General features: G+C 66.7%; 27 protein-coding genes and 2 pseudogenes. 17 read left to right on the forward strand and 12 right to left on the reverse strand.

The window, feature by feature from the left end:
* Position 1: 1 nt before the first annotated feature.
* Both DEIPI_RS0124630 and DEIPI_RS41090 read right to left on the reverse strand, forming a co-directional pair.
* A complete protein-coding gene (locus DEIPI_RS0124630; RefSeq protein ID WP_027483541.1) occupies positions 2 to 334 on the reverse strand; it encodes a hypothetical protein in 333 nt (110 codons plus the stop codon).
* A 471-nt stretch (positions 335 to 805) separates the two neighbouring features.
* Entirely contained in the window at positions 806 to 1,087 is a 282-nt protein-coding gene (locus DEIPI_RS41090; protein WP_027483542.1) for a hypothetical protein, read from the reverse strand.
* A 35-nt stretch (positions 1,088 to 1,122) separates the two neighbouring features.
* Here DEIPI_RS41090 and DEIPI_RS0124645 point away from each other — a divergent pair, with 35 nt between their 5' ends.
* Entirely contained in the window at positions 1,123 to 3,348 is a 2,226-nt protein-coding gene (locus DEIPI_RS0124645; RefSeq protein ID WP_211238357.1) for a delta-60 repeat domain-containing protein, read from the forward strand.
* A gap of 115 nt (positions 3,349 to 3,463) precedes the next feature.
* On the forward strand, positions 3,464 to 3,592 hold the full coding sequence (locus tag DEIPI_RS41995) for a hypothetical protein (protein WP_281173262.1): 129 nt from the start codon (positions 3,464 to 3,466) through the stop codon (positions 3,590 to 3,592).
* 62 nt (positions 3,593 to 3,654) lie between these two features.
* Here DEIPI_RS41995 and DEIPI_RS34410 read toward each other — a convergent pair whose 3' ends face one another.
* Together DEIPI_RS34410 and DEIPI_RS0124660 are read right to left on the reverse strand one after the other, a co-directional pair.
* Positions 3,655 to 5,019: an IS701 family transposase gene (locus DEIPI_RS34410; RefSeq protein WP_084474901.1), complete on the reverse strand. Its 1,365-nt coding sequence runs from the start codon at positions 5,017 to 5,019 to the stop codon at positions 3,655 to 3,657.
* 77 nt (positions 5,020 to 5,096) lie between these two features.
* The gene (locus tag DEIPI_RS0124660; protein ID WP_342667536.1) at positions 5,097 to 5,612 is read right to left on the reverse strand and encodes a GNAT family N-acetyltransferase; all 516 of its coding nucleotides are present in this window, start codon (positions 5,610 to 5,612) and stop codon (positions 5,097 to 5,099) included.
* Between the two features lie 385 nt (positions 5,613 to 5,997).
* On the opposite strand from DEIPI_RS0124660, the gene DEIPI_RS0124665 reads away from it, so the two are divergent.
* Entirely contained in the window at positions 5,998 to 6,777 is a 780-nt protein-coding gene (locus tag DEIPI_RS0124665) for an MHYT domain-containing protein (RefSeq protein WP_027483545.1), read from the forward strand.
* 183 nt (positions 6,778 to 6,960) lie between these two features.
* Here DEIPI_RS0124665 and DEIPI_RS0124670 read toward each other — a convergent pair whose 3' ends face one another.
* The 4 genes from DEIPI_RS0124670 to DEIPI_RS0124685 form a co-directional block, all read right to left on the reverse strand.
* Positions 6,961 to 7,170: a hypothetical protein gene (locus DEIPI_RS0124670; protein ID WP_027483546.1), complete on the reverse strand. Its 210-nt coding sequence runs from the start codon at positions 7,168 to 7,170 to the stop codon at positions 6,961 to 6,963.
* Positions 7,167 to 7,466 (reverse strand): hypothetical protein, encoded by a 300-nt coding sequence (locus DEIPI_RS0124675; protein WP_027483547.1) that lies wholly within the window; start codon positions 7,464 to 7,466, stop codon positions 7,167 to 7,169. The genes DEIPI_RS0124670 and DEIPI_RS0124675 overlap by 4 nt, the downstream gene beginning before the upstream one ends.
* A 185-nt stretch (positions 7,467 to 7,651) precedes the next feature.
* Complete coding sequence (locus DEIPI_RS0124680; RefSeq protein WP_027483548.1) at positions 7,652 to 8,041, reverse strand: hypothetical protein; 390 nt, start codon at positions 8,039 to 8,041, stop codon at positions 7,652 to 7,654.
* 165 nt (positions 8,042 to 8,206) lie between these two features.
* Entirely contained in the window at positions 8,207 to 8,512 is a 306-nt protein-coding gene (locus DEIPI_RS0124685; RefSeq protein ID WP_045235113.1) for a hypothetical protein, read from the reverse strand.
* A gap of 50 nt (positions 8,513 to 8,562) precedes the next feature.
* Between DEIPI_RS0124685 and DEIPI_RS34415 the strand changes: the two genes are divergently transcribed.
* The 9 genes and pseudogenes from DEIPI_RS34415 to DEIPI_RS0124725 all read left to right on the forward strand — a co-directional run bounded on the left by DEIPI_RS34415 (position 8,563) and on the right by DEIPI_RS0124725 (position 14,836).
* Positions 8,563 to 8,829, forward strand: coding sequence for a hypothetical protein (locus DEIPI_RS34415; RefSeq protein WP_045235114.1), 267 nt, complete (start codon positions 8,563 to 8,565; stop codon positions 8,827 to 8,829).
* Between the two features lie 107 nt (positions 8,830 to 8,936).
* Positions 8,937 to 10,313, forward strand: coding sequence for a hypothetical protein (locus DEIPI_RS0124695; RefSeq protein WP_027483551.1), 1,377 nt, complete (start codon positions 8,937 to 8,939; stop codon positions 10,311 to 10,313).
* A gap of 233 nt (positions 10,314 to 10,546) precedes the next feature.
* Positions 10,547 to 10,951, forward strand: coding sequence for a hypothetical protein (locus DEIPI_RS34420; protein ID WP_027483552.1), 405 nt, complete (start codon positions 10,547 to 10,549; stop codon positions 10,949 to 10,951).
* A 496-nt stretch (positions 10,952 to 11,447) separates the two neighbouring features.
* Positions 11,448 to 12,614, forward strand: a complete 1,167-nt coding sequence (locus DEIPI_RS34425; RefSeq protein ID WP_052352000.1) for a hypothetical protein — start codon at positions 11,448 to 11,450, stop codon at positions 12,612 to 12,614.
* A gap of 67 nt (positions 12,615 to 12,681) precedes the next feature.
* Positions 12,682 to 12,990 (forward strand): annotated as a pseudogene (locus DEIPI_RS41715) (NADPH-dependent FMN reductase); the annotation flags it as partial.
* A gap of 28 nt (positions 12,991 to 13,018) precedes the next feature.
* A complete protein-coding gene (locus tag DEIPI_RS41720; RefSeq protein WP_245588650.1) occupies positions 13,019 to 13,276 on the forward strand; it encodes a hypothetical protein in 258 nt (85 codons plus the stop codon).
* 338 nt (positions 13,277 to 13,614) lie between these two features.
* Positions 13,615 to 13,938, forward strand: coding sequence for a cyclic-di-AMP receptor (locus DEIPI_RS0124715; protein ID WP_027483553.1), 324 nt, complete (start codon positions 13,615 to 13,617; stop codon positions 13,936 to 13,938).
* An 84-nt stretch (positions 13,939 to 14,022) separates the two neighbouring features.
* The gene (locus DEIPI_RS38400; RefSeq protein WP_157464026.1) at positions 14,023 to 14,181 is read left to right on the forward strand and encodes a hypothetical protein; all 159 of its coding nucleotides are present in this window, start codon (positions 14,023 to 14,025) and stop codon (positions 14,179 to 14,181) included.
* A 238-nt stretch (positions 14,182 to 14,419) separates the two neighbouring features.
* Positions 14,420 to 14,836, forward strand: coding sequence for a luciferase domain-containing protein (locus DEIPI_RS0124725; protein WP_169737212.1), 417 nt, complete (start codon positions 14,420 to 14,422; stop codon positions 14,834 to 14,836).
* Between the two features lie 4 nt (positions 14,837 to 14,840).
* Here the strand turns inward: DEIPI_RS0124725 and DEIPI_RS0124730 are convergent, their stop codons facing one another.
* Positions 14,841 to 15,434 (reverse strand): TetR/AcrR family transcriptional regulator, encoded by a 594-nt coding sequence (locus DEIPI_RS0124730; RefSeq protein ID WP_027483555.1) that lies wholly within the window; start codon positions 15,432 to 15,434, stop codon positions 14,841 to 14,843.
* Positions 15,435 to 15,529: 95 nt separating this feature from the next.
* Between DEIPI_RS0124730 and DEIPI_RS0124735 the strand changes: the two genes are divergently transcribed.
* From DEIPI_RS0124735 to DEIPI_RS41100, 3 genes and pseudogenes are all read left to right on the forward strand, one after another.
* Positions 15,530 to 16,447 (forward strand): SDR family NAD(P)-dependent oxidoreductase, encoded by a 918-nt coding sequence (locus DEIPI_RS0124735; protein ID WP_027483556.1) that lies wholly within the window; start codon positions 15,530 to 15,532, stop codon positions 16,445 to 16,447.
* An 18-nt stretch (positions 16,448 to 16,465) separates the two neighbouring features.
* A pseudogene (locus DEIPI_RS42335) lies at positions 16,466 to 16,930 on the forward strand (NAD(P)-dependent oxidoreductase); the annotation flags it as partial.
* Positions 16,931 to 16,952: 22 nt separating this feature from the next.
* On the forward strand, positions 16,953 to 17,312 hold the full coding sequence (locus tag DEIPI_RS41100; protein ID WP_211238358.1) for an NAD-binding protein: 360 nt from the start codon (positions 16,953 to 16,955) through the stop codon (positions 17,310 to 17,312).
* Between the two features lie 26 nt (positions 17,313 to 17,338).
* Here DEIPI_RS41100 and DEIPI_RS34440 read toward each other — a convergent pair whose 3' ends face one another.
* The 3 genes from DEIPI_RS34440 to DEIPI_RS34445 all read right to left on the reverse strand — a co-directional run bounded on the left by DEIPI_RS34440 (position 17,339) and on the right by DEIPI_RS34445 (position 21,507).
* Entirely contained in the window at positions 17,339 to 19,846 is a 2,508-nt protein-coding gene (locus tag DEIPI_RS34440; protein WP_052352001.1) for an EAL domain-containing protein, read from the reverse strand.
* Between the two features lie 99 nt (positions 19,847 to 19,945).
* Entirely contained in the window at positions 19,946 to 20,953 is a 1,008-nt protein-coding gene (gene tehA, locus DEIPI_RS0124750) for a dicarboxylate transporter/tellurite-resistance protein TehA (protein WP_045235115.1), read from the reverse strand.
* 155 nt (positions 20,954 to 21,108) lie between these two features.
* The gene (locus DEIPI_RS34445; RefSeq protein WP_045235116.1) at positions 21,109 to 21,507 is read right to left on the reverse strand and encodes a DUF302 domain-containing protein; all 399 of its coding nucleotides are present in this window, start codon (positions 21,505 to 21,507) and stop codon (positions 21,109 to 21,111) included.
* A 485-nt stretch (positions 21,508 to 21,992) separates the two neighbouring features.
* Between DEIPI_RS34445 and DEIPI_RS36170 the strand changes: the two genes are divergently transcribed.
* Both DEIPI_RS36170 and DEIPI_RS38405 read left to right on the forward strand, forming a co-directional pair.
* Positions 21,993 to 22,985, forward strand: a complete 993-nt coding sequence (locus DEIPI_RS36170) for a LysR family transcriptional regulator (protein ID WP_169737213.1) — start codon at positions 21,993 to 21,995, stop codon at positions 22,983 to 22,985.
* A 55-nt stretch (positions 22,986 to 23,040) separates the two neighbouring features.
* Complete coding sequence (locus DEIPI_RS38405) at positions 23,041 to 23,187, forward strand: hypothetical protein (RefSeq protein ID WP_157464028.1); 147 nt, start codon at positions 23,041 to 23,043, stop codon at positions 23,185 to 23,187.
* Positions 23,188 to 23,293: the final 106 nt, after the last annotated feature.

The raw sequence follows: 23,293 nt of genomic DNA on the forward strand, positions 1-23,293 counted from the left end.
ACTACTGAACTGAGGGCGTTTCTGTTGCGGCATGCAGTCGCAGAAAGTCGTTGTAAAGCGCGTACAGGGCTTGCAGGGCAAGGGTGTCGTCATCGAAGTTCTCACGAAATCGCACTAACAGTCTGCCTTCTCCAGGCCCAAGGCGCTCTTGCAGCCAGTCCAAAAACTCAAACCACGGCGCGTTATTGAAATGCTGCCCCGGCACGTTGCTGAGGTAGCCCTTGAGGAAAGCGACGGCTTCGTAGAACGAGCCTTGCTCCGTGTACATGCGTGGACGCTCTAGCACGCATTGAACGAAGTCAAGGAGGCGCAGTGGGCGAGACAGCTCGGTCATACGTTTTCATTCTGACAGAGTCGTGCTAAGTAGCCCCTGCACGTACACGCCAGCCCAGTGCTGTTGTGCTTTGTGCCGGAGGTGCTGGGTGAAGGGCGCGAACCACCGCTGGAAGATCCAGAGGGAGCTGATGGTGAAGCTCCAGCATCCACCTCAGACGCTGGAGCTTCGGTAGGGCGGTGACGAAAGATCCCAGTACTACATACACGCGCTGCTCCACGCATCACAACGTTGCTACGAGGTTCACCCCCTCTCCGTTGAGATTTCCCTAAGAGCAGGGAATCGGGGAAGGGGCTGACACCACGTAAGCTCTGGATACATCACTCCGATTTGCTGCAACAACGATAGGTGCATAACCCCGAGAAGTCGTAATTTTGAATGACACGAACAATACAGTTCTTTTCATTGGAGGAGAAATGTCGCATCAATGGCATCGTTCTATCATCTTGGTTGTGGTCGCGTGCTTTCTCTTTATTGGGTGTGGGCAAAACCAGGCGACACTATTAGAGGAAGCGCCCAAAGCGCCACCCATTGTCCTTCCACCCGGCACCACTCCGTCACCTTTGCCGCAACCACCCAGCCCGACTCCACCGACACCAACACCAACACCGACACCAACACCAACACCGACACCAACACCGACACCAACACCGACACCAACACCAACACCGACACCGACACCAACACCGACACCGACACCGACACCGACACCGACACCGACACCGACACCGATTCCGACAGAGCTGTACGCACGCGTCGTTCCCACGGCCTCGCTCACCCCTTACCTCATGACGCAACCACCCAAGCCGAGCATCGACCCCGTGATGACGGTCCCCCGACCAGCGTTTTCCATGTCGCTCCGCACCACGCACTTCGGTGTCATCCAGGGGCGTCAAGTTTCAGGAAGCGTTCAGTTCCGACGCCTCAACAACTTGACCGAACCCATCCGCCTCCAACTCACGGGAGCGCCCCAGGGGTTATCAGCGACACTGGCGCAGACGAGCGTGACAGGAGACGCAGCGTCCTTCACGCTGTCGGCGGACGCGACACTCACGCCCGGCGAGTACCCCTTGACGCTGACCGCGACCACCTCGACTCGAACCAAAACCGAGCAACTCCTCGTGTACGTCGAATCCCGTACCGTCACGGAAAAGTTCCGTATCGTGCTGGAACAACGAAATCTCAAACTGAACGCGGGTGAGTCTGCTGACCTCCAGGTGCATATTCTCCGCGCGCCCAATTTCACGGAGTCCATTGACCTCAACACCATGGTGTGGAAAAGTTCCGCGACCGTTTCGCCCACCAGCACAACCGGTGACACGGCCACCGTTCATGTCTACGCTGATCCAGCCAATCTTCGGGTGGACGACGGGTGGTACGACGAAGACGTCTCGGTCGCCGGACGCGACCGAACGCTCTGGAGCCACTGGCAATTCTTTCAGTTTCACGTCAACCAGAAACCGTCCATAAGGGTGTTCGCTGATCGCCAAGAACAGCACGCCCTCCTCTGCACGCAGGGGCAAAGCTGTTCCTTGGAGTTGAGCATCGCTCGCTTGGGCAACATCCTTGACAGCGACGCGGTCGTCACAGTGACGGGCCTGCCCAGCGGTGTGAGTGGCCCCACCAGCTTCGTCATTCCCGAAGGCGGAGACTTCAACAGCGTGATGCTGGAGTACGCCGTGGCGCCCAACGCGCCCTTGAATCGCCCCTCGGACATGACCTTCACGGTGAGGATCGGCGAGTTCAGTGGCAGCAGAAGCTCGCGCGCGTATATCTCCAGTCCCCAGGGCGACTACGACCCAACGGTCCCAGGGTTGCTCCTCCCGATCTATGACGCGGCCAGTGCTGCGGGCGTGAGAGCGCTCAACGACGGAAGAGTCCTCACCATTGGTACCGCGTATCATGAGAGGGTCAAGCGTGACGACGATGTGGTTGTGACACGCTTCAATTCAAATGGGACACTTGACGCCTCATTTGGATCAGGGGGAGTGACCGTAATAGACGGGGGTTCGCTGGAAGATTCACCCCAGATGGACGTCCAAGCTGACGGCCGGGTGGTGATAGCAGCTCGGCAGATTATTCCCAACTCCTTTGAGTCTCGCATGGTCGTCTGGAGATTGACCTCCGACGGGCAACTCGATCCAACGTTCGGGACGCAAGGTCAAGCCACCCCTGGCACCTCCGCTTACCTGAGTTACCCCTACGGGGTCAATATTTTGCCCTCCGGGAAAATGCTCGTGCTTGGCGTCAGCAAAAACGGGCTGACGGTCGCCCGCCTCAATCAGGACGGCTCCGAAGATTTGTCTTTCGGCGACAAGGGCCTAGCCTTTGCCGCGCCAAGGGACGTTTATGAGGTGGCCTACATGGCGACGGAGCCGGATGGTCGCATCATGCTTGCCTATCGCGTGACTACTGGAAAGGCGGCCACCGTTCGTATGACGCGCCTGAAGACGGATGGGTCTCCAGACACCTCGTGGAACGGCACGGGGAATGGAGAGTGGCTGCTGACACCCGAGGGGAATGCCGTGTCAGGGCTGGTGCGCCAGGCAGACGGCAAATGGGTGGTCGCTGCCTCAAACTACGGAGATTTCGACGCGCCCGATTTCATGCTGGCGCGCTTTACTACGGATGGTCGGCTTGATCCGACGTTCGGACAGAACGGATTGGTCCGTACGGACTTCCGCGCGTTTCCCAGTAATGGCCTGGATGCGTTTGGTAACAGCACTGATGGCACCGGCAGGGTGAGGGTCTTGCCTGATGGGGGCATTTTGGTGGGGGGCGCTGGCGGGACGGGGAACAATCGACGAATGGCGCTGGCGAAGTACCTGCCGAATGGACAACTCGACCCGGCGTGGCGGGTGGACGGGCGATCCGTATTGGGGATCGAGGGTTGGATGATCGGCATGGTGGACTTCGATATTGACGCCTCGGGCGTGCTGTGGGCCGCGACAGGGGCAATTCCAAGACAGGGCCAGCTCTCCTACCAGTACCTCGTCACGCGGATTAGGCCTTAGCACGACAATGTCACTTGTTCCCGTCGATTAAGCAACCCAGGACCACCGACAACAATTCACACAAGTACGATGAAAGCCCATGCACCCACTCGCGTTTTACGGCAGGCTCACAGGATTGGTTCTCCTGATCGCCCTTCTCGTCAACATCGTCTTGACCGGGCAGTTCAGTTGGACATCCCCGACGGTCCTCACGGTCTTTGCGGGCATCATCCTCGTGGTCTGGAGCCTCAAACAGACCTCCTGAGCCTGACGCGAACGCATCATAGAACCACCGTGGAGAGCTCCAGCCTTCCTCCATAGGCCAGTTCACCGCGTGCCCATCAGCCCCTGTGAAGACCGCGACGTTCCCAACACCTCCGACGTTCGACCATCCGGAGATCGACAAGGAGACCGACAAGGAGTCCGACTCACAACACCACTACAGTGTGGGCATCGGCCATCCCGCACGACATCAAGGACGACACTGACCCAACGGCGAACGCCAGGGAGGGTGCGGTGTTGGAGGTCGGTGGTGCGCAGCGACTGCAAGAACAGCATCGTCAGCAACACCAACGCCAGGTGATGCTCCAGGCCCTGCCAGGACCGCCCTTCGAAGTGATCGAGCCCCAGCTCCTCCTTGAGTTGCTGGTGGCAGGTCTCGCACGCCCAGCGTGCACGAATGTCTCGGACCAACTGAGCCTTTGAGGTTCGCTCGTTGTGATTCGTGATGTAGTACTTCACCTCGCCACTACGCCGCTTCTCGCCCACCACCCACACCTCTTCACCCGGCAGGTGCCGCCCGTAGTGGTAGACCGCGCCGTCCGCGATGCGTGCCCGGATGACAACCCAACATGCTTTGCCCTGTCCGCGCACGGCGCGCCACGCGTGCGGTGGAAGGGCGTTCAGCACGTCATGGACAGGGCGCGCCTCATCGCTTGGCCGTGGGTTCTTGCAGGGATGGCCGAGCGCGCTGACGCCCGGCGGTACGATCACAACCTCCTGGCGGAATACCTTCTGATGCCCGACGACCCCCACCGCCCAGGTGAGCCCTCGTGCCGTGAGCGCCTGCCGGAACGCCTTGTTGATGCCGTACCCGGCGTCAGCCAGCACCACACGGAAGGTCACGCCGAGCGCGAGGACACGGTCGAGCTCGTCAAGAGCGAGCGCCCCCTTCGAACTCGGCGTCAGTCGCTCCACGGGAACACCTGCTGCGGTGCAGCGTTCTGGATCATCGGTCCAGGTCTTGGGCAGGAACAGGCGCATGGCAAGCGGAGCGAACACACGGTCGCCCGCGAGGGTGAGGGTGACGAGCGACTGACAGTTGGCGAGCTTGCCCAGCGCTCCACAGTACTGATGGGTCACGCCGACGCTGTGAACTCCCGTTTTGGGCAGGGCGGTGTCGTCGATGATCAGCACGCTGTGCTTGCCGCCACACAGCGTCTGAGCCTGCTGGACGAGGACGCGTTCGAGCTCGTCTGCCTTCCAGGGGCTGGCGTGGATGAAGTGATGCAGTCGCTGGTAGGGCAGGCCGACGTACTCGGCGATGGGCTCGATGCTTTTGCGTTCCAGCCCAGCGAGGAGCCCACGAAGGTACTTGGGGAGGCAGGCGCGCTGCTTGGCGTGGTGCAACGTGTCGAGGTAGGGCGTGAGGAACTTACGGAAGGCGCGAGGCCAGGTGTGTGGGACGGCCATGCCTGTCACGGTGGGTCAGAACGACGTGGGGCGGCTGAGCGCCGCCCACTTCTGACATTGTCGTGTTAGAACCTGTTTCACGGCTCAACCTTCTCGGGTCGTTCGGCTCGACGTCGCACCCGACTTGGCTGGCTCGCCTCGTTCGTTGCCGTGAGCGCGAGGTGGTAGCGGGAGAACAGCGCGTGCCCCTTCTCCGGATCCGGCGCGACGCCAAGCGGCGTGAAGCCAGCGCGAAGCAGCACCGCCTCGGATCGGACGTTGCCTTCTTGAACGCGCGCCCACAACGCTTGAAAGCCTGCCTCGCCCGCCGCCTCTGCGAGCGCGAGCACCGCGTTCGTCATGACGCCAGCGTGGCCTGCCGACAACCAATAGCCGATCTCCGCACCCTCCGGGTCTCGCGACTTGATGAAGATGAATCCTGCGAGCGCTTCGAACGGGTCGAGCAGCAGGAACGCGAACTGCGTGGTGCCTCGCCACGTGTCAGACGCCCAGCGTAGAAAGCGCTCGGCCTGTTCTTTCGTCACGGGGAGGCCGTGGAGGTGACGGCGGTACGAGGCGTCATACATGACCGGCTCGTTTGCGATGGTCGTCATCTGACGGACGAGCTCGCTCGTGAGGGCAACTCGGTCGGCGCGCACGAGGCGGTAAGGACGCCCACTTCGAGCACTGGACACGGCGACCTCGAAATCATTAGAAAAGGCGGGGGCGCCGAAAGACGAAGCGGGGTACACGCCCCACTTTACGTTGCTGCGTCGATGCTGCCTGAGCTGCGGCCGTGAAGCACGTTCTAACACGCTGTTTCTTGGTGTACTTCAAAACTGTAGCGTGAAGTACTTCATGCTCCCTGAAGATCGTTCCTTCGTGAGCAGTCAATAAGAAATTTACGACTAGTGTGAGTTCACCGGCAGAAACGCCGTAGGACACCACCTCCCTTCATGAGAGAGGCGTCCTCACCTCTACCCCCTCCCCGGAGACGCCATGCACGAACACCTCACCCACAGCTGGAGCCCCACCTACATCACCCTCTCCTACATCATCGCCACCCTCGCCTCCTTCGCCGCCCTCCAGCTCGCCACCCGCGCCGGACAACGCACCGGCGCCTCCCGCACCTTCTACCTCCTCACCCAGGGCCTCCTGCTCGGCTTCGGCATCTGGGCCATGCACTTCATCGGCATGCTCGCCTGGGAACCCAACGCTCCCGTCGGCTACGACCTCCTCCCCACCGTCGGCAGTGGCCTCGCCGCCATCGTCTTCCTCACTGCCTCCGTCTTCACGCTCAACGCCGGCGCGCCCACCCTGCCCCGCCTCCTCACCGGCGGCATCATTGCCGGAGCGGGAATCGTCGTGATGCACTACACCGGCATGGCCGCCGTCATCATCCCCGCGCACGCCACCTACGCCCCCGTGCCCTTCGCGCTCAGCGTCCTGATTGCCGTCGGTGCCGCGACCGTCGCGCTGTACCTCTTCTCGCTCGTGTCCGGAGGTTGGGCGCGCCGACAGACCGCCTCGCTGATCCTCACCCTCAAGAGCGCCGCCGCCCTCGTGATGGGCGCCGCGATCATCGGCATGCACTACACCGGCATGGCCGCCATCCAGTACACCAACGACCCGAACGCGGCGAGCGTCGCGCGTGGCTCGGACACGTCCTTCCTGTCCCTGCTGGTGATCATCGCGACCATGACGGTCTTCGCGTTCACCATCGTGATGTACCTGATGGACAGCAACGACATCGACACGAACTTCGCCGCGGGCGATTGAACGAACGTTGTCTGTCCGCCTGGACAAGGAAGCGCCCCGGCCAAAGCCGGGGGCGCTTGTTGTCGTTTGGCCTGAGCGGCCGCGAGGCCCGTTGTTGACACCCACGCGTAGCGCCGCCACCTCGTAACTCGACCGTAGACCACGTATTACATGCGGCTCGCGCGTGTGAGCGCAGTCTGAACGTCAGGCCTGCTCGCGCTGGAGCTGCGCGAGGACCGGGCGGCGCGTATCGCTGGGCAGGTCCTCTTCACGCACGAGGCCCCAGCGTTCCAGCTCGGGGCCGAGGAGGCGGTACACGGCGGCGCGCAGTTCGTGCGGGCCATGCTGAACTTGTGTCCAGATGTTCTCCAGGTCGGCGTACTCGTCCAACTCTGGTTCGCGTTCGGCGGTCATGTGCTCAGGTACTCGGTGGTGTCGAGGTTCTCCAGAACCTGCTCCAGCATCGCAGCGACCTCCGGACGGACGTCCGTGGCCTTCTGAGTCCATGAGCCGCTGACGCGGATCTCATTGACGCCTGCGAGTGTGACGGTGACGTCGACGTCGCCGTACTTGCCTTGGACGGCGTCGGTGAGGCGCTCTTCGACGGCGGCGAGCATGCGGTCGGCGTCGAGTTGAGGTGGAGCGGTTTTGCTGCCCGGCTGGGCGCGGGGTTGTTCGAGTTTGAATCGGACGAGAATGGTTCTGCTCATACCTCAACTTGTACGGGGAACACACCTTTGTGTCAACTGACATGAAGGAAGGCCGGGCGTACTCGTGTCCAGCCTGAGACGTGCCGCTATCAGGCGCGGAAGGTGTCCATGAGAGAGCCCCACGGGTTGGTCGATCCGTGGGACTCAGCCGTTGAGGGACGGCTACGTGGGGGGGCAGAACCAAGTCATTGGTCCGGATTGTACGTCTTGAGATCCATCTTGAAGCGGTCCTCGTTGAACTTTCCGTCACTGAAGATCATGACGTAGGTCCGGTTGGCGCTCGCGACATTGAGGGTCTTGGACATCAGGTCCGCGGTGCCGAGTGCATGCCCCGCTGGCACGACCGTAAAGACGTGATTGCCCATCGCCATGGGCAGGCCTTGGAAGGTGATGCTGTAGGGGAACATGCTGCGCGCGGCGAGCTGCCCGTCGACGTACATGTCCACGAGTTGCGCGGGACCTGAGTTGGTTCTGAGCCAGACGGTGGTGGAGGTGAGGGGGTTGAGCGTCTGGGCAGTGGCGATGATGGAGGTGGTGAGTACGACTGCGGCGGCGGCGGTCGTCAGCTTACGCATAAGGTGCTCCTAGAAGAGGGGTTCCTTGAGCGGGTGTCCGGTTGCGGTGGCCGTCCCTCAACAGCAGCGTAAGAAATTTCACAACTTTACTTCTGCTTGAGCTATGAAGTGCCGCTTGGGCGGCGCTCATGGAAAGTCAGGCTCAACCAATGACCCTTTATTGACCTATCGGCGACGAAGCGACTGGAACTCGGTCTTATTGGGCTGATCAGGACAGGTCCGAAAGAAGGCAACCCCAGCCATCAGAGCGGCGGCCCCGATCGACAGGCCAATCCGCACAAACATCCAAATCCACTCCACATTCGTGTAGCTGTTCATCATTGGGTCGACCGCGTGAGCACCAATGTCCTCCCCGCTCTGGAGTTGCTTCGGGTTGTACCTCACCAGCACCTCGGCACCGGTCGGCAGGGCCGCCTGACCTTCAAGCACTGCCGGAACGCGAAGGCGATTCTCGAATTCCCACTTCGTCATGTTGCTCGGCTGACGCACCTGTACCGCTCGGCGCGCGCGACGTTCAGACCGTGCCCGACACCGTTCCACCGACGACGTACCAGAGCCTCGTCCAGTACTGCCGCACTGGGGTGTTCGACGGCACCGTCGGCGGGGAAGGCGCGGACATCGTGACCGACATGGACACGGGCGCCGCGACCATCACCCTCCGCTCCGGCCCCGGGGACGGCTCCCGCATCGTCTACGGCGGCGCCACGAACGACGCGCGGTTCGAACTCACCCCCGGGTACCGGCACTGGATGCGCGAGCACGTCGACGCCTGCTCCACGTTGCCCTGACTGACGCTCGCCTAGAAAGGGAAATCTTCCGCAGGACACACGACGTTGTCTGTTCCCGCCAGGCACATGCACCGAGCGTCCGACCCTTACCATGCCACGATGCGTGCATGCACCCACGCGCGCTGCTCCTCGCGGGCCTCACCCTGCTCACCCTCAGCGCCTGCCGTCAGGAACCGCCCATGACCATGACCGTCCCCACGGACACACGCGTCCTTCAGGGCACCTGGACGGGCGAGGCGCGCTCCGCCGAGGTGCGCGACGTCCTCGGCGTCACTCCCGACGGGCAGCGCTTCCTCAGCGTCCGCCTCACCGGGCAGCGCACCCTCGGCCCGGACGCTCGCGAGACGCGCGTGCTCGAACTGCGCGACGCGAGCACGGGCGTCGTGCTCGCCGAGCACGACGTCAGCGACCTCGGCTGGACTCCGGACGTGATCGTAACGGACTCGGCGGTGCTGCTGCCCGGCCACCTCGCCAGCGCGCTCCTCTCCCTGCCGGACCTGCGGGAGGTGAAGCGCTTCGGTCCCGCGACGCACGCGTCCCCCGAAGGGGACCGGCTGTACGCCCGCGACCCGGGCGGGACGCTGCGCGTCACGAGCGTCCCTTCGGGGGAGGTGACGCTCGTGACGGGCGTCCAGGGCGGACCGGTCGTCGCGCTGCCCGGCGGACGACTGCTGTTCGACCGGGAGGTCCGGCACTTCCCCGACGACACGGTCGAGCGCACCCTGAACCCGTCGAAGCTCGCACCCTGCGCGGACCGCGACACCATCGTCCGGGACGCGGCCCTGCGCCACTCTGACGGCGCACTCGCGGTGGTGTACGACAACGCCGAGGTGCAGGTCCTCACGCCGGACGGTGCGGTCGTCGCGTCCACGCGGCTCTCCATAGGCTGCGGGAACTTCTACCGTCTGCGCTGGACTTCTTCGGGCGAGCTAGAGGTGTGGTGGACGCAGAGCGTCGACACGGACAACGACGTCCCGTGGGACGAGGAGGTACGGCTCGTCCGCTGGGACCCCCGTACCCTCGCGCGGCAGGATTTGACCCGCTGGCAGGCCGAAGCGGACGCGTCCCGCGCGTTCGAGGGGTTGAGCTTCACACCCACGCCCGTCGGTGAGCTGCTCGTCGCGAAGGACGCGGACGTGCTGCGCGTGCGAACGGACGGCTCCGTCGCGTGGCGACGGACGACGCCTCCCGTGCCGGGAACGCTCGACACGACCGCCCAGTTCGTGGACAGGGGACGCTACACCTTCGACGGAACGCTCAAGCTCGGTACCAGGACGTTGGACGTGACGGGCAGCGCGATGGGGTCACGGGTGGAGTTCCAGCCACAGTGGGCGCCGCAGGTGGTGACGTTCGAAGGGACGCTGCGCGACGGCGGCGAGGTCGTCGGACGCGTGGAAGGCACGAGCGGTCTGAAGGACCCCGAGCAGCGGCTCGTCGTGACGTTGGAGCGCGAACGGTACGAGGTGACGATGCGGCGCCCCTGACCCGCGGGAAACCGCGAATGCACGTCCGCACAGGGTAATCGGGAGCTGACTCGGGGGGCGCACCTAGAAGTCGCAGGAGGGTCCGCGTCGGGTGGGCCTCTCCAGCCTCCGGAGGGGGACCGACGCCTGTGACCCTGCTCGGTGACGGCATGGTATTGAGCCTGTCTTGCGGAACCCGACGGTCCTGACGACCTGCGGCGGCTCCTGGAGTCGTGGGACCCCATGATGACCCCATGGACTTCCCGACTTCCCCCCGCTCCCTGCGCGACGCCGACGCCCGCGCCCGCCGTCACGAGCTGCTCGCCCTTCCGCACGCCGCGCCGCTCTCTCGGTACGTCGAGGACCTCCGCGCACGCCTCCGCGCCCACGAAGGCGACGCCCGCCAGCTTCGACGGGACCACGGCGTGCCGCACCTTGATCCTCTCTCGGGCGGCGTCCTCGCCCGCGCGCTCCTCCTGCTCGAAGCGCCCGGCCCGCGCGCGCTGAGCCACCACCTCGCCCTCGCCCTCCCGGGCGAGGACGGCGACGTGTTGTACGGCACCATCCACTCGGGCAACCATGCGGCGCTCGCCGCGGCGCGCCACGCGGGACGTCATGATGTCCTCGCGGAAGTGTTCGTCCGCGTGCCGGGCAGCTGAACAGTCGGGTGCGCAGAGGAAGGACGCCCAGCCTCGTGCGTCTCTCCTCTGCACCTGTCCGCGGTGCGTACGCATCCGGCAGGCATGCCGTGCTGGCATGAGTTCAACACGTCAGGCGTTGGATTCGCCACGTGGGACGGTGGATGATGAGGCGTGCGTCGGGATGGAGCGGTCCCGCGCCAATTCGTTTCCGGTCGTCCTGACCGTCCACTCCGCCGACGCCGCAGCGTACAGGCCGATGGTTGAGGCCGAGGCGTTGTGTTCGGATGACGCTCCTGCTCGCGCTCGCCGAAAGGTCCATGATCATCCGCGGCGCCGATGGCCATCCCGCCTCGCCGGGGATGATGGAGTCGACAAGGCGTCCAGGGTGGGTGAGGACCTTCTCGTCGTGGCCGTCGCGTTGTCGGGCACCGGCGCCGCCTCCGCCGCGCCCTTTCGGACAGCCAGGAACGCCGCGCTTCGCTCTCCTCTCGTTCGTTCGCGGAAAGGTGACATCATGAACTCAGCTCGACTCACGTTCGTTCTGACGCTCGGCACGCTCCTGGGGGCCTGCGCGTTCCGCACCCCGGATCCGTCCGGCAGGGACGCCACCACGCCGGTCCTGCGCATCGTCTCTCCGTCCCGAGGCGGCGCCGTCGCGTCCGGGACAGGGGCGCCCGGCACGGTGACACTTCCGGGCGCGGGAGCGGGGTTCGTCGTGACCTTGCAACTCGTCACGCGGGACGACGTGCAGGTCAAGGTACGCGAAGCGACCCTGGGTCCCGGGTCGAACGGCATTCAGCACGAGGACAAGCTCGGTCAGCCCAACCCGGACTTCCCAGGGTTGACCGTCACGGCCGACACCGACTTGATCATGCCGGACGGACGCGTCATCGCGCGCGGGACGAACCTCGCCGCGCTCTTCAACATCGCCGGAACCGACGACACCCCGGGACCGGGCGTCACCGTGTGGGCCAGTTGGGCGGTGCCGGAGTCCGTGCCGGCCGGCGTGGCGTCGTTCACGTTGACCGCCTCGGCGAAGGACGACGCGGGCCGCGCCGCACAGGACAGCGTGCTCGTGCGGGTGCAGCCGGGACCCCGCGCGCCCGGTCAGGACCTGACGCCCGCACCGACGGCAGTGGCTGGGGACGGGCAGGACGACGAGGGCGGTCCGGTCGTGAGCGTGAGCGCCCCGCGGGCTCCGACCAGCGTCGCCACCGGCCCAGCCGGAACGCCACCGGCGGGCGCGGGGTCGTTGTTCTTCGTGCAGGTGACGGCCGTGGATCGGGCGCGGGCGGGCATCGGCGTGACCGAAGGCGTCATCTTCGACCCGACCCGCATCGCCAATCCCACGGCCGGAACGGTCGCGGGACCGAACCGGTTCTACCCCGGGCTGGAATTGACCTTCGACGTCCCGTTGATTCAGCCCAACGGGAATCGGGTCGCGGCGGGCACGAACCTCGCGCCGCTGTTCGACGTGGCGGGCAGCGAGCTCGGCGCGGACGGAGTCGTGAGCACCACGGCCGGTTGGGTGGTGGGTGGGTCGCTGGAACTCCCGGCGGGCAAGACCAGCGTCACGATCACGGCGCGCGTCACGGACAACGCCGGTCGCACCACCACCGCCCGGGAAGTGGTGGGGATCAGCGCGACCGCGAACGGGCAGAACCTTACGGGGAACCCATAGCGCTGGGACCTGGGTAGGTTGGGATACGCACGCGTCGTCGCCCTCCACACGCTTGCAGGAGCACAGGATGACGAACCCGCGGACCGCGGTGATCATCGGCTGCAACCGTGACACCCGTTTCGCCGATCAGCGCCCCGCGCGCTGCGCGGACCTGGACTTCGAGGTGCTGGACCTTCGGGATGTTCCGCTGCCGCTGTTCACCGAAGTCACGTCGAACGCATGTGCGCCCACCCAGAACGAAGTCGGGCGGTGTTGGCAGCGCAGGCTCGTGGAGTTCGACGGGTACGTCCTGATCACCGCCGAGTACGACCATGGCTCGACCGCGGCACTCGAGACCGCGCTGGACTACGCCTACCCGGAGTGGAACAAGAAGCCCCTGGCGTTCGTCGAGTACGGCTTGGTCGGTGCGGCGCGCGATCGAGCAGCTGCGCGTCAACGTGGTGGAGTTGCAGATGGCGCCACTTCGCATGGAGGTCCAGACTCAGGGCGGAGGCTTCTTCGCGGTGACGCAGGGCGAACAGCGCCTGGACGACCTGACATACCTTGAGTCTGCCGTGACCGCGCTGTTCCCGAAGTTGTCGTGGTGGGCGCGGGCGCTCACAACCGCCCGGGAAGTGAAGAGCCCGCCGCACGAAAACCAGCTCTCGTCGTCAGGCGTCTGAAGTGTCGATCGGCCACTCATGGCAGATGGCGCGCCGACGCTTGGGGCCATCGGAACCCGGATGCGGGATCCTGCGATTCAGTCGTCGTTGTGCTGTTGAGACGTCGTGGCCTTCGGGACGGCATGGTCGAGTTGGTAGCGTCTGGTGAGGCGTCGGACGAACCCCATGGCGTCACTTGCGGCGCATCCGCTCAAACGTGCGCCGCCGTCGGTTTCTTCGAGTGGTTTCTTCGGGCGGAACTGGGGTTTGGACGACGAGTCGCTGTGAACGAGCCGGTCATGGTGGTCGGCGGGGTCTACGCCCAGGTGCGGGGGTCGGGAGGGGGGGTACGCTGAAGCATGCGGCTTGTTCTCGCAGTCGTGCAGGACGCCGACGTCGCCTCGCTTCTGCGGGCGTTGAACGAACGGCACCTCAGCGCCACCAAGCTTGCCTCCACCGGGGGTTTCTTGCGTGAGGGGAACACGACGTTGTTGATCGGGGTGGAGGAGGACCGCGTGCCGGAGGTGCTGGGTGCGTTGCGGCTCACCTGCCGCCGCCGAACGCGGTTGGTGGACCCGCGGTTTGCATCGCTGGAAGAAGGCATGACGGCCGAAGCGGTGGAGGTGGAGGTTGGTGGGGCGGTGGTGTTCGTCCTGCGTGTAGAGACGTTCCTGCAACTGTGACGTGCGCCGATGCTGCGTGGACTGGGGCGCGGTGCTGAGCAGCGAGTGCCGGACGAGGGGGCGCGTGTGCGGCGTTGGGGCGTAGTGAAGTGGGTGTTGGTGGTGGTGGCGGCGCTGCTCGTGTGGACGCTGCGGGACTTCAGTGCGGAACGTCCTCTTCGCGCGGTGGTGGTGTTCACCTGGGCGGTGGTGACGCTGATGGCGGCGTTCCTGCCCAGCGTGGACCGTGACGAGGAGCGTTGAGTCGTTCGTTCCCTGGGTGAGGTCGACGCTTGCGACACTTCCGGCATGAGGACGCGGAATGAGGTGACGGCTTCCCGCATTGGACACGTCGGCGCTCGCCGAGCAAGATGAAGTCGTTATTGAAGGACGTGTGGGCGGGGCGTTCCTGATTCCGTCCGCCGCGCACGTCTTCCCCTCGGCATTTGACCGGCCGCGCTGATCGCGGGCGGAAGGAGGCGGTATGTGCGGCTCGAGCGGGATGGTTTCGCCTGTGGCGCGGCTGCAGCTCGTGATGAGTGCGTGGCCGGACGTGACGGTGCATTCGTGTCCGTGGGGCGGCCTGGCGTACTTCGCGCGGGGGGTGGAGTTCGCGCGACTTCATCCCGGCGGGGTGCTGGACGTGCAGGTCACCTTGTCGGATCGGACGCGTCTGGTGCGTGAGGGAAGGGCGCGTGCGCATCGGTTCTGGCCTCAGGGCCCGTGGGTGACGGTGAGCGTGGAAGACGAGCACTTCGGGCGTGCGTTGGCGTTCGTGGTGCACGCGTACGCGCTGGCCGCTCCTGAGGGCGAGCAGGTCGGGGGGCGCGTGACGGCCCTTGCGGCCACGTCAAGCGTGGGCGAGCGGGGCGTCGCGGAGGTGCCGGAGAGGCGGCGGGTGCGTGTCGGGGCGCGCTGATCGGCTAGGGATCCCGGGTGTAGCCGCTTCCTGGGGCGCGGTAGCGCAGGCCGTCCATGAGCAGATCGAGGAGGCGTTCGGCCTGGTCGTGCCAGTGGGGTTCGGCGCTGGCGAGCCAGACGCCGCTCATGGCGTGCATGACGTCTTCGACGCCGATGTCGTCGCGGATGACGCCGGTCTGGGCGGCGTGGTGGAGCAGGTCGCCGAGGGCGCCGTGGATGAGGGCGCGCAGGTCGGTGAAGAGGTCGGCGTCGGGGGCGAGGACGGTGCGGAGGATGGGGGCGAGGCCGCGTTTGGCGGCGACGTAGCCGACGAAGCGGCTCATCCATTCGCGCAGCGCCTCGTCGGGGGGGAGGGTGGCTTTGAGTTCCTGGGCTTTGGCGCAGAGTTGTTCGACTTCGTGCTGGTAGGCGGCGATGGCGAGGGCTTCGCGGGTGGGGAAGTGACGGTAGAGGGTGCCGATGCCGACGCCGGCGTCGCGGGCGATGGCTTCGAGGGAGGCGTCGAGGCCGTGCTGGCTGAAGGCGTCGATGGCGGCGGTGAGGAGTTTTTCGCGGTTGCGGGCGGCGTCTTGGCGTGGGGCGCGTGGTTTGGTCATCAGCGTTCACCGCATCACTTTCTAAGCGGAGGAGCCTCCGGTATCTTCTTTTCGTAAGCGGAGGATCCTCCGCTTGAGTATAGCAAGGAGCCCACATGACCCGCACCACCACACCCTTCACCTTCCACAGCACCACCCACGACGTCCTCGACGGCGTCGACCTCACCGGACAACGCGCCCTCATCACCGGCGCCAGCAGCGGCCTCGGCATCGAAACCGCCCGCGCCCTCGCCCGCGCCGGCGCCGACGTCACCCTCGCCGTCCGCAACACCCAGGCCGGCGCCGACGTGGCCGCCCAACTCCGCGCCCAGACCGGCAACGAGAACATCCACGTCGCCGCGCTCGACCTCAGCGACCAGACCTCCATCCACCACTTCCTGCGCCACTGGACCGGCCCCCTGCACATGCTGATCAACAACGCCGGCATCATGGCCCTCCCCGAACTCCAGCGCACCAAGGAAGGCTGGGAGATGCAGTTCGCCACCAACCACCTCGGGCATTTCACCCTCACCCACGGCCTCCACGCCGCCCTCGCCCAGGCCCAGGGCGCCCGCGTCGTCGCCGTCGCCTCCAGCGGTCACCTCATGAGCCCCGTCGTCTTCGACGACCTGCACTACCGCTTCCGCCCCTACGACCCCTGGACCGCCTACGGGCAAAGCAAAACCGCCAACATCCTCCTCGCCGTGGAAGCCACCCGCCGCTGGGCGGACGACGGCATCACCGCCAACGCCCTCAACCCCGGCGCGATCGCCACCAACCTCCAGAAGCACACCGGCGGCCTCCGAACCCCACCCGAACGGCAGAAGACCGTCGAGCAGGGCGCCGCGACGTCCGTGCTGCTCGCCGCCTCTCCCCTGCTTGCGGGCGTCAGCGGCCGGTACTTCGAGGACCTCAACGAAAGCCCCCTCGTCCACGAACGCCCCGCCGACTACACCGGGCTCGCGCCGTACGCCATTGATCCGGACAACGCCCGTCGACTCTGGGACGTCTCCACCGAACTCACCCGCGCCTGAACGCAAAGGAGCATCCGCATGACCACCCCCGCACTCCACGTCGGCTTCATCGGCCTTGGTGACCAGGGCGGCCCCATGGCCACCGCCATCGCCGAACGCGGCTTCCCCCTGCACGTCTGGGCGCGCCGCCCCGCCTCCTACGAAGCCGTGAGCCGCGTCCAGCACACCCGGCACGCCAGCCCGCAGGGCCTCGCCGCCGCCTGCGACCTGATCGCGTTGTGCCTTCGCGACGACGCTGACCTGTGGAACCTCTTCGACGAGCAGGACCTGCTCGGCACCATCAAACCCGGCGCGATCATCGTCAACCACGCGACCGGCGACCCCGCCGAGAGCGAACGGCTGACCGAGCGGGTCGCGCGGGCCTATGGGGTGTTTCTTGACGCGCCCGTCAGCGGCGGCGGCGCCGGCGCGCGAGCGCGCACCCTCACCACCTTCGTCGGCGGTGACCAGCGCGCGTTCGACACGGCCCGAGGGGTGTTCGACAGCTTCTCCACCCGTCCGCCTGATGGGCGGCCCCGGTCGTGGTCAACTTACCAAGCTGCTCAACAACGCCCTGACCATCACCAACATGAAAAACGCCGAGGACGTCCTGAACGTCGCCACCAGGCTCGGCGTGGACCTCGACGCGCTGATCGACGTGGTGCTGCGCAGCAGCGGCGCGAGCTTCGCGCTGCGCGCGCTCCGCGACGACCTCACCCCGGACCTCGCGCCGCACCTCAGCGCGTTGATGCGCAAGGACATGCAACACTTCGCGGACGCCGTCCACGAAGCCGGAGGTGACGCCAGCGAGGTGCTCAAGCGTGGCCTCGCGGGCGCGGACGGTCTCGTGGACGCCTCGATCCTCGTCGCGAGCGCCACCCGCTGACCGCCGCTTCCTATTCGCACGAGACGTCAACGCCACAGCAGGCGCCCGACCTCCTCGGCGGGCATGGGCCGGGCGAACAGGAAGCCCTGCGCGTCCTCGCAGCCGAGCGCGAGCAGCACCGCGCGTTGCTCCTCGGTCTCCACGCCTTCCGCCACGACCCGCATCTGCACGCCGTGCGCGAGCGTCACGATGGCCCGCACGATCGACCTGGCCGTTCCCGTCGTGTCCGACGTGAGGTCACGCACGAACGACTGGTCCACCTTGACGATCCGCGCGGGCAGGTGCCTGAGGTAATTGAGGCTGCTGTAGCCCGTCCCGAAGTCGTCGATCGCGACGGCCACGCCGAGCTCCGCGAGCGCCCGGAGCTTCTCCGCGTTCACGTGCAGGTCCTGCATCGCCGCCGACTCGGTCACCTCCACCTCCAGCAGCCGTGGGGGCAACCCCGAGCGGGTCAGGGCGTCCCGTACGTCCTGCACGACATCGTCCCGCGCGAGTTCCGCCGCGGAGACGTTCACGGCGATCCTGACGGGTCTGCCCGTGTTCGCCCACGCCTGACCCTGCGCGCACGCCTGCCGCAGCACCTCCCGGCCGAGCTCGTGGATGAGCCCGCTTTCCTCCGCGACGGGGATGAACACCCCGGGTGACACCAGGCCACGTTCCGGGTGCTGCCAGCGCGCGAGGGCCTCGACGGCCACCACGTGGCCTTCCGAGAGGTGCACGCGCGGCTGCCACGCCAGCACCACCTCGCCTCGCGTGAGGCCCCGCGCGAGCTCCGCCGCGAGGATCGCGCGTTCCTGACGGGCTTCGTCCGTGCGGTCGTCGTACTCGGCCATGCGGTCCTTCCCGCCCGTCTTGGCGGTGTACATCGCGACGTCCGCTCGGCGCAGCAGCTCCCCGGGAGGCAGTTCCTCGTCACCGTGGGCCACGCCGACGCTGGCGTTCAACCGTACCGACCTCGTCCCGATCGTCCAGAGCCCGTCGAGTTCACGCTGCACGGCTTCCGCGACGGACAGCGGCTCCAGGGGAGCGGTGACCACCACGACGAACTCGTCCCCGCTGAAGCGCGCGATGAACGCGTCCGGCGCCGCGCGTCTGAGTCGCGCGGCCGTCTCGACCAGCACCGCGTCGCCCACCGCGTGCCCGTGCACGTCGTTGACGAGTTTGAAGTCGTCCAGGTCGATGAACAGCACCCCGCAGGGCCAGACTGGAGCTCGCTCGTGCAGGAAGCGCAGGAGCGCCTGACGGTTGGCGAGACCGGTGACGGCGTCCGTGTACGCGAGGTGTTCGAGTTGCGCGTGCAGCGCCTGCCGTTCGGTGACGTCCTCGTTGACCGTGACGAATCCGCTGGGCTGCCCGTCCACGTCCCGCATCAGGGTGGTGCGGCCGCGCACGTGCACTTCGCGGCCGTCGCGGCGGGTCTGCACGATCTGCCCTTCCCAGGAGCCGCGGGTGTGGATGTCGCGGTAGAACGCGTCGGCGCCGGACGCGTCGAACCGCGTGGCGATGACCGTGCGGAAATCCCGCCCCACCATGTCCTCCCAGTCGTACCCGTACATCCGCGCCGCCGCGGCGTTCCAGGTGAGCACGCGGTACTGCAGGTCGCAGCTGATCACGGCCTCGCTCATGTCCTCGAGCACCTGGGATTGCTGCTCGAGCAGCCGCCGCGCCCGCCGCGTGTCCGTGACGTCGGACGCCACGTCGACGGTCAGCACGAGCGCGCCCTGCGCGTCGCGCAGCTCGGCGCGGTGCACGTGCGTGTCCAGCGTTCGCCCGTCGAGGGTTCGGCGCCGCTCCTCCTGCAGCCCGACCGGCAGGTCCCCGGGCGTTCGGGTGGGTTGCGCGTCCTGGGCGCGCAGGGTTGGGAGCGGCTGACCCAGCACCTCGTCTTTCGGGTGGCCGTACATTCGCTGCGCCGCGTCGTTCCAGAGTCGAACGACGCCGTTCTGGTCGGTGGCGAAGGTCGCGAGGGGGACGGCTTCGAGCAGGGCCTGCAGTTGCGCGCGCTCGTGCCGCGCGTCCCTGAGGGCGGCGCGCTGCGCGAGATGCGCCTGCGCGAGCCGCGCGAAGGCCGTGAGTTCACGGACCTCCTCGGTCGTGAAGTCGCGCGGTCTCGTGTCGACGGCGCAGAGCGTGCCCAGCACCTGCCCGTCGCTTGATCGGAGCGGCGTCGCGGCGTACGCGACGATGGCGCCGGCACGCGCGAGCGCGAGGTGTTCGAAGGTGCCGTCGAGTCGAACGTCCGGCACCAGCACGGTCTCGTCGCGTTCCACGACGTGCGCGCAGAAGGACTCGCGCAGCTCGAGCTGGCCGCCTTCGCCGGTGCTGGCGGCGAAGGTGATTTGTCGTGCGGCGTCGATGATGTTGACGGCCACCAGGTCGATCCGCAGGGCCTGCGCCGCGAGCTGCGTCAGGGTGCCGAGGGTGGGGTCGACGTGATCACCGGGCAGGTCGTGAAGATCGTGACGTGTCAGGGCGCGCAGCCGGGCGGGCGCGGTGACCTGGGGGAAGTGAGGTTCGCCGCGGGGAACGGTCATGACGAGAAGATACGGCCGCGCCTGTCACGAAGCCCTGACAGGAACACGTGTCAGACTCGCGTCCGTCACCCGGAGCTGAAGGCACGTCCGGTCGCGAGCTCAGGTGGATTCACTCAGGGTGCCCGTCGGCGGCGCGGCGTTCGGGACGAGTCGTCCCTGCCACCACAACCGTACGGTAAGCAGCGCGCAGCCGACCACGACGACGTTCGCCGCGATCAGCGCGAGCACCGCGAGCGGGCCGTAGACGCCCGCGAGGCCGGCGTGATGCAGCCGGATCAGCGAGTACGCCAGCGCCGTGGCGCCGAAGGTGTACGACCAGTAGGACGCGGCGAACCCGGTGACGTTGAGCCACGGCGCGAGCCGCAGCAAGGTCAACGCGACGAAGATCCCGTACCCGACCATCGCCTGCACGAACACGTCCGGACGTCCGTCCGTGAGGCTGAGGTACGCCGCGGCGCCCACCACGGGCGGCGCGAGGTGGATGCCGAGCGAGGGCCGCAGCGCGGGCGGCAACGTGCGGGTCAGCAGGCGCTGAAGGATCACGCTTTCCAGCGCGAGCCACGTGAACGTCCCCACGCCGAAGAACAGCCAGCCGATCTCCACGTGCCCCAACGCGCCCGCTGCGTTCGCGGTGACGAAGCTCGCCGCGACGGTCGGAAGGTACAGCGCCGAGGTGGTCTGCTCGTCCGCGCGGTCCTCCAGCCACAAGCTGCCGTACCGGTACACGCCGTACCCGAGCGCGCCCAGCGCGCCGAGCGTGAACAGCGCCAGCGCGAGGGTCCGCTGGTACGGCAGCGCGGCCAGCGCCATCAGCAGCGTCGAGACCGGCACGAGCGCCACGTAGGAGGCCTGCAGGGGGTGATGGAGTTCGGCACGCTCCGCGGAGCGCGCACGCAGGAGACGTGGAAGGTACCCGGCGAGCAGCGTGACGAACACGATCGCGGCGAGCAGCTCGAACAGTTCACCGATCACGTGCGGGACTGGCCAGACCGTGCGGGCGGCGCGCCAGGCGTTTCCCAGCCCGGCCAGGCCGAGCACCAGCGCGAACAGAGAGGACGGTAGCGCGTTGGGCGACCGGATCGACGTCCGGGCAGCGACATGCGTCATGGTCAACTCCTGCACCTCACCTCCGGGTGCCTTGAGACGATGTGAGCGGACGAGGTCCCCCGGGGGGTGTCCCGTGAAGACGGTACGCGCTTCACTGGTCACCCACCCGACCGGGCAGGCGGCCAGCGAGCCGCCGTGGAGCCGGCGGGACGCTCTCAGGTGGTGGCGGCTTTGACGAGCGTGTGAATCCCGCTGATGTTGGCGATCAGGGCGTCCGGAAGGTGATGACGCCGCCCCAGGTACTGCGGGTCGTCGTACGTCACCCACGACCCGCCCTGCTCGTCCTGCCACGCGACGACGCGCAGGGGCAGGTCGAGCGCGGCGGTCGTGGAGGCCTGCATCAGCGCCGTCCCACTTCGAGGATCGCCGAACAACACCAGGATCGTCGGTCGCAACGTCAACCCGACCTGCTCGGCTTCCAGGGCCTGGTCGATTCGCGCGAACACCCGAAACTGCTTGCTCCGCAGCACCGCCTCCAGCCGGTCCACGGTCTCCACGGGCAGATACGCACTGCGCACGACGAGCACCCCCTGATCGTTCGGTTCAAGCGTCATACGTCATGCCTTTCGTCCTCACGGTCGTGCCTATGACAGGGGCCACGCGCGCCTTGAGCTCACGCCGGACCGCGCCTCGTTGTCGGCGCGCCCGCTGGACGTAGCATGCCCCGCGCGACCCACCCGAGTCCAATTCCTGCGCGGCACTCATCATGCGGGCCGTTCATACCCGCGAGGGTGAGTCGGAAAGGAACGAGGACCAGCCGGACGGTCGGGATGAGTCCGAAGTCGAGACCGACCGGGAGGTCATGCTTTGGTCGGACGTCGAGCGACGTGTGCAGTTCCTCCCTTGGCACGATGACAAGTCATCCCAGTGTCAGTCACCCTGAACGTGCGGGAAGGATGTTCCAGGGTGACGATCACCTTGATGTCACCGATCCGTACGATTGCCTGCGTGGTCTGACGGGCCCTGCCTGCGCCGCTCCGGCGGCGCGAACGTGATCGTGCCCGGCCGGCCGCAGCCTCTTCACGAAAGGATGTGTGCGATGAAGCTCCGACAGTTGAGGTGTTTCGTGGTGCTCGCGCAGGAGCTAAACTTCACCCGCGCGGCCTCGATGTGCAACCTCGGGCAGCCCGGACTGAGCAAGCTGGTCGCCGCGCTCGAACATGACCTTGGGGTGACGTTGCTGGAGCGGGACACGAAGTGCGTGCGTCTCACGCCCGCGGGTGAGGCGTTCCTTGTGACGGCCCGAGCGGCGCTCTACCAGCTTGACCGTGGCGTTCAGCAACTCCGTCAGACGGCCCGGCAGGTCGAGCTGCGCGTCGCGTTCGACGCGTTCATGTACGGCACGCCGCTTCCGAAGGTCCTGCGTCAGTTCAGGCAGGTCCGTCCGGACACGACGCTGGTGCCGCACGAGCTCACCGCCACGGTCGTCCAGCACGCCCTGACGGGCGGCGTGGCCGACGTGGGCGTGCTGATCGGCCCGGACGAGCCCAGTGGGACGGCGTTCGAACCGCTCGCGGACGAAGGACTCAGCGTCGTCCTGCCCGAAGGCCACCGACTGACGTCCAGGCAGACCGTGACGCTCGACGACCTCCACGGCGAGCCTCAGCTGACGTACGACTTCGTGCTTCGCTCGGTGCTGGCGGACCTGCCCATCGTCGCCTGCGACCGCTCCGGGACGGGTGCGTCGTTCACGACGGCGGGCGCGGCGCTCCAGCCGTGCTCGGCGCGAGGAGCGTGGGAGCGCGTCGCGACCGACCTTGGCGCGCACGTCACGTTCGCCGCGTACCAGCAGCTCTTCACGCTGCCTCCGGGCGTGACCGTACGCCCGCTCGCTGATCGAACGGTGCCTTTGTTCGTGGCGTGGCGGGAGTTCAGCGTGGACGTCCGGGCCTTCACCAGGATGTTGCGTGATCAGTTCGGCCCGCGCGGCCTGACGGGCGCTCCGAGGACGGCGCCCGCAGGTCAGGCTCACACCGAAGCCTTCACGTACCGGCACGCACCCCAGCCGGACGCTTCGTACCTCAACGTTTGAGCGTACGAAGCGTCTCGCGGCCGTGTTGACACTCGCGTCACTTGAGGAGTTCATCATGCTTGACGACGTCGCGATGCAGGAACCCGATCCTTCCGACGAGGAAAAGGCTGAAGGGAACCGGGACGAGGTCAATCCCAACGAGCAGGGCCGGGGCACGCCCGGATTCGACCCGGCCACGGAAGAAAAAGCCGAAGGCGACTGAACGGCCCCGCGCGCCGAGCTCCAACGGGCGGGCTCGGCGGCGGACGTGAGCTGGACCTGCGCCCGGTCGACGTTCTGCTCGACCCGACATCCCCGCCGTCGTGACG

Origin of the sequence: Deinococcus pimensis DSM 21231 (assembly GCF_000519345.1) — a bacterium.
Lineage (GTDB): Bacteria > Deinococcota > Deinococci > Deinococcales > Deinococcaceae > Deinococcus_A > Deinococcus_A pimensis.

Bases quoted from the DNA above. Each gene is read 5' to 3' on its own strand.
- DEIPI_RS34440 (WP_052352001.1), bottom strand. From the start codon at position 19,846: ATGACCGTTCCCCGCGGCGAACCTCACTTCCCCCAGGTCACCGCGCCC.
- DEIPI_RS0124680 (WP_027483548.1), bottom strand. From the start codon at position 8,041: ATGCGTAAGCTGACGACCGCCGCCGCCGCAGTCGTACTCACCACCTCC.
- DEIPI_RS41100 (WP_211238358.1), top strand. From the start codon at position 16,953: ATGGGCGGCCCCGGTCGTGGTCAACTTACCAAGCTGCTCAACAACGCC.
- DEIPI_RS0124660 (WP_342667536.1), bottom strand. From the start codon at position 5,612: ATGACGACCATCGCAAACGAGCCGGTCATGTATGACGCCTCGTACCGC.
- DEIPI_RS34410 (WP_084474901.1), bottom strand. From the start codon at position 5,019: ATGGCCGTCCCACACACCTGGCCTCGCGCCTTCCGTAAGTTCCTCACG.
- DEIPI_RS0124735 (WP_027483556.1), top strand. From the start codon at position 15,530: ATGACCCGCACCACCACACCCTTCACCTTCCACAGCACCACCCACGAC.
- DEIPI_RS0124715 (WP_027483553.1), top strand. From the start codon at position 13,615: ATGCGGCTTGTTCTCGCAGTCGTGCAGGACGCCGACGTCGCCTCGCTT.
- DEIPI_RS34425 (WP_052352000.1), top strand. From the start codon at position 11,448: ATGAACTCAGCTCGACTCACGTTCGTTCTGACGCTCGGCACGCTCCTG.
- DEIPI_RS0124630 (WP_027483541.1), bottom strand. From the start codon at position 334: ATGACCGAGCTGTCTCGCCCACTGCGCCTCCTTGACTTCGTTCAATGC.
- tehA (WP_045235115.1), bottom strand. From the start codon at position 20,953: ATGACGCATGTCGCTGCCCGGACGTCGATCCGGTCGCCCAACGCGCTA.
- DEIPI_RS38405 (WP_157464028.1), top strand. From the start codon at position 23,041: ATGCTTGACGACGTCGCGATGCAGGAACCCGATCCTTCCGACGAGGAA.
- DEIPI_RS0124695 (WP_027483551.1), top strand. From the start codon at position 8,937: ATGCACCCACGCGCGCTGCTCCTCGCGGGCCTCACCCTGCTCACCCTC.
- DEIPI_RS0124725 (WP_169737212.1), top strand. From the start codon at position 14,420: ATGGTTTCGCCTGTGGCGCGGCTGCAGCTCGTGATGAGTGCGTGGCCG.
- DEIPI_RS0124665 (WP_027483545.1), top strand. From the start codon at position 5,998: ATGCACGAACACCTCACCCACAGCTGGAGCCCCACCTACATCACCCTC.
- DEIPI_RS34445 (WP_045235116.1), bottom strand. From the start codon at position 21,507: ATGACGCTTGAACCGAACGATCAGGGGGTGCTCGTCGTGCGCAGTGCG.
- DEIPI_RS0124730 (WP_027483555.1), bottom strand. From the start codon at position 15,434: ATGACCAAACCACGCGCCCCACGCCAAGACGCCGCCCGCAACCGCGAA.
- DEIPI_RS0124685 (WP_045235113.1), bottom strand. From the start codon at position 8,512: ATGACGAAGTGGGAATTCGAGAATCGCCTTCGCGTTCCGGCAGTGCTT.
- DEIPI_RS0124670 (WP_027483546.1), bottom strand. From the start codon at position 7,170: ATGACCGCCGAACGCGAACCAGAGTTGGACGAGTACGCCGACCTGGAG.
- DEIPI_RS34420 (WP_027483552.1), top strand. From the start codon at position 10,547: ATGGACTTCCCGACTTCCCCCCGCTCCCTGCGCGACGCCGACGCCCGC.
- DEIPI_RS0124675 (WP_027483547.1), bottom strand. From the start codon at position 7,466: ATGAGCAGAACCATTCTCGTCCGATTCAAACTCGAACAACCCCGCGCC.
- DEIPI_RS0124645 (WP_211238357.1), top strand. From the start codon at position 1,123: ATGACGCAACCACCCAAGCCGAGCATCGACCCCGTGATGACGGTCCCC.
- DEIPI_RS36170 (WP_169737213.1), top strand. From the start codon at position 21,993: ATGAAGCTCCGACAGTTGAGGTGTTTCGTGGTGCTCGCGCAGGAGCTA.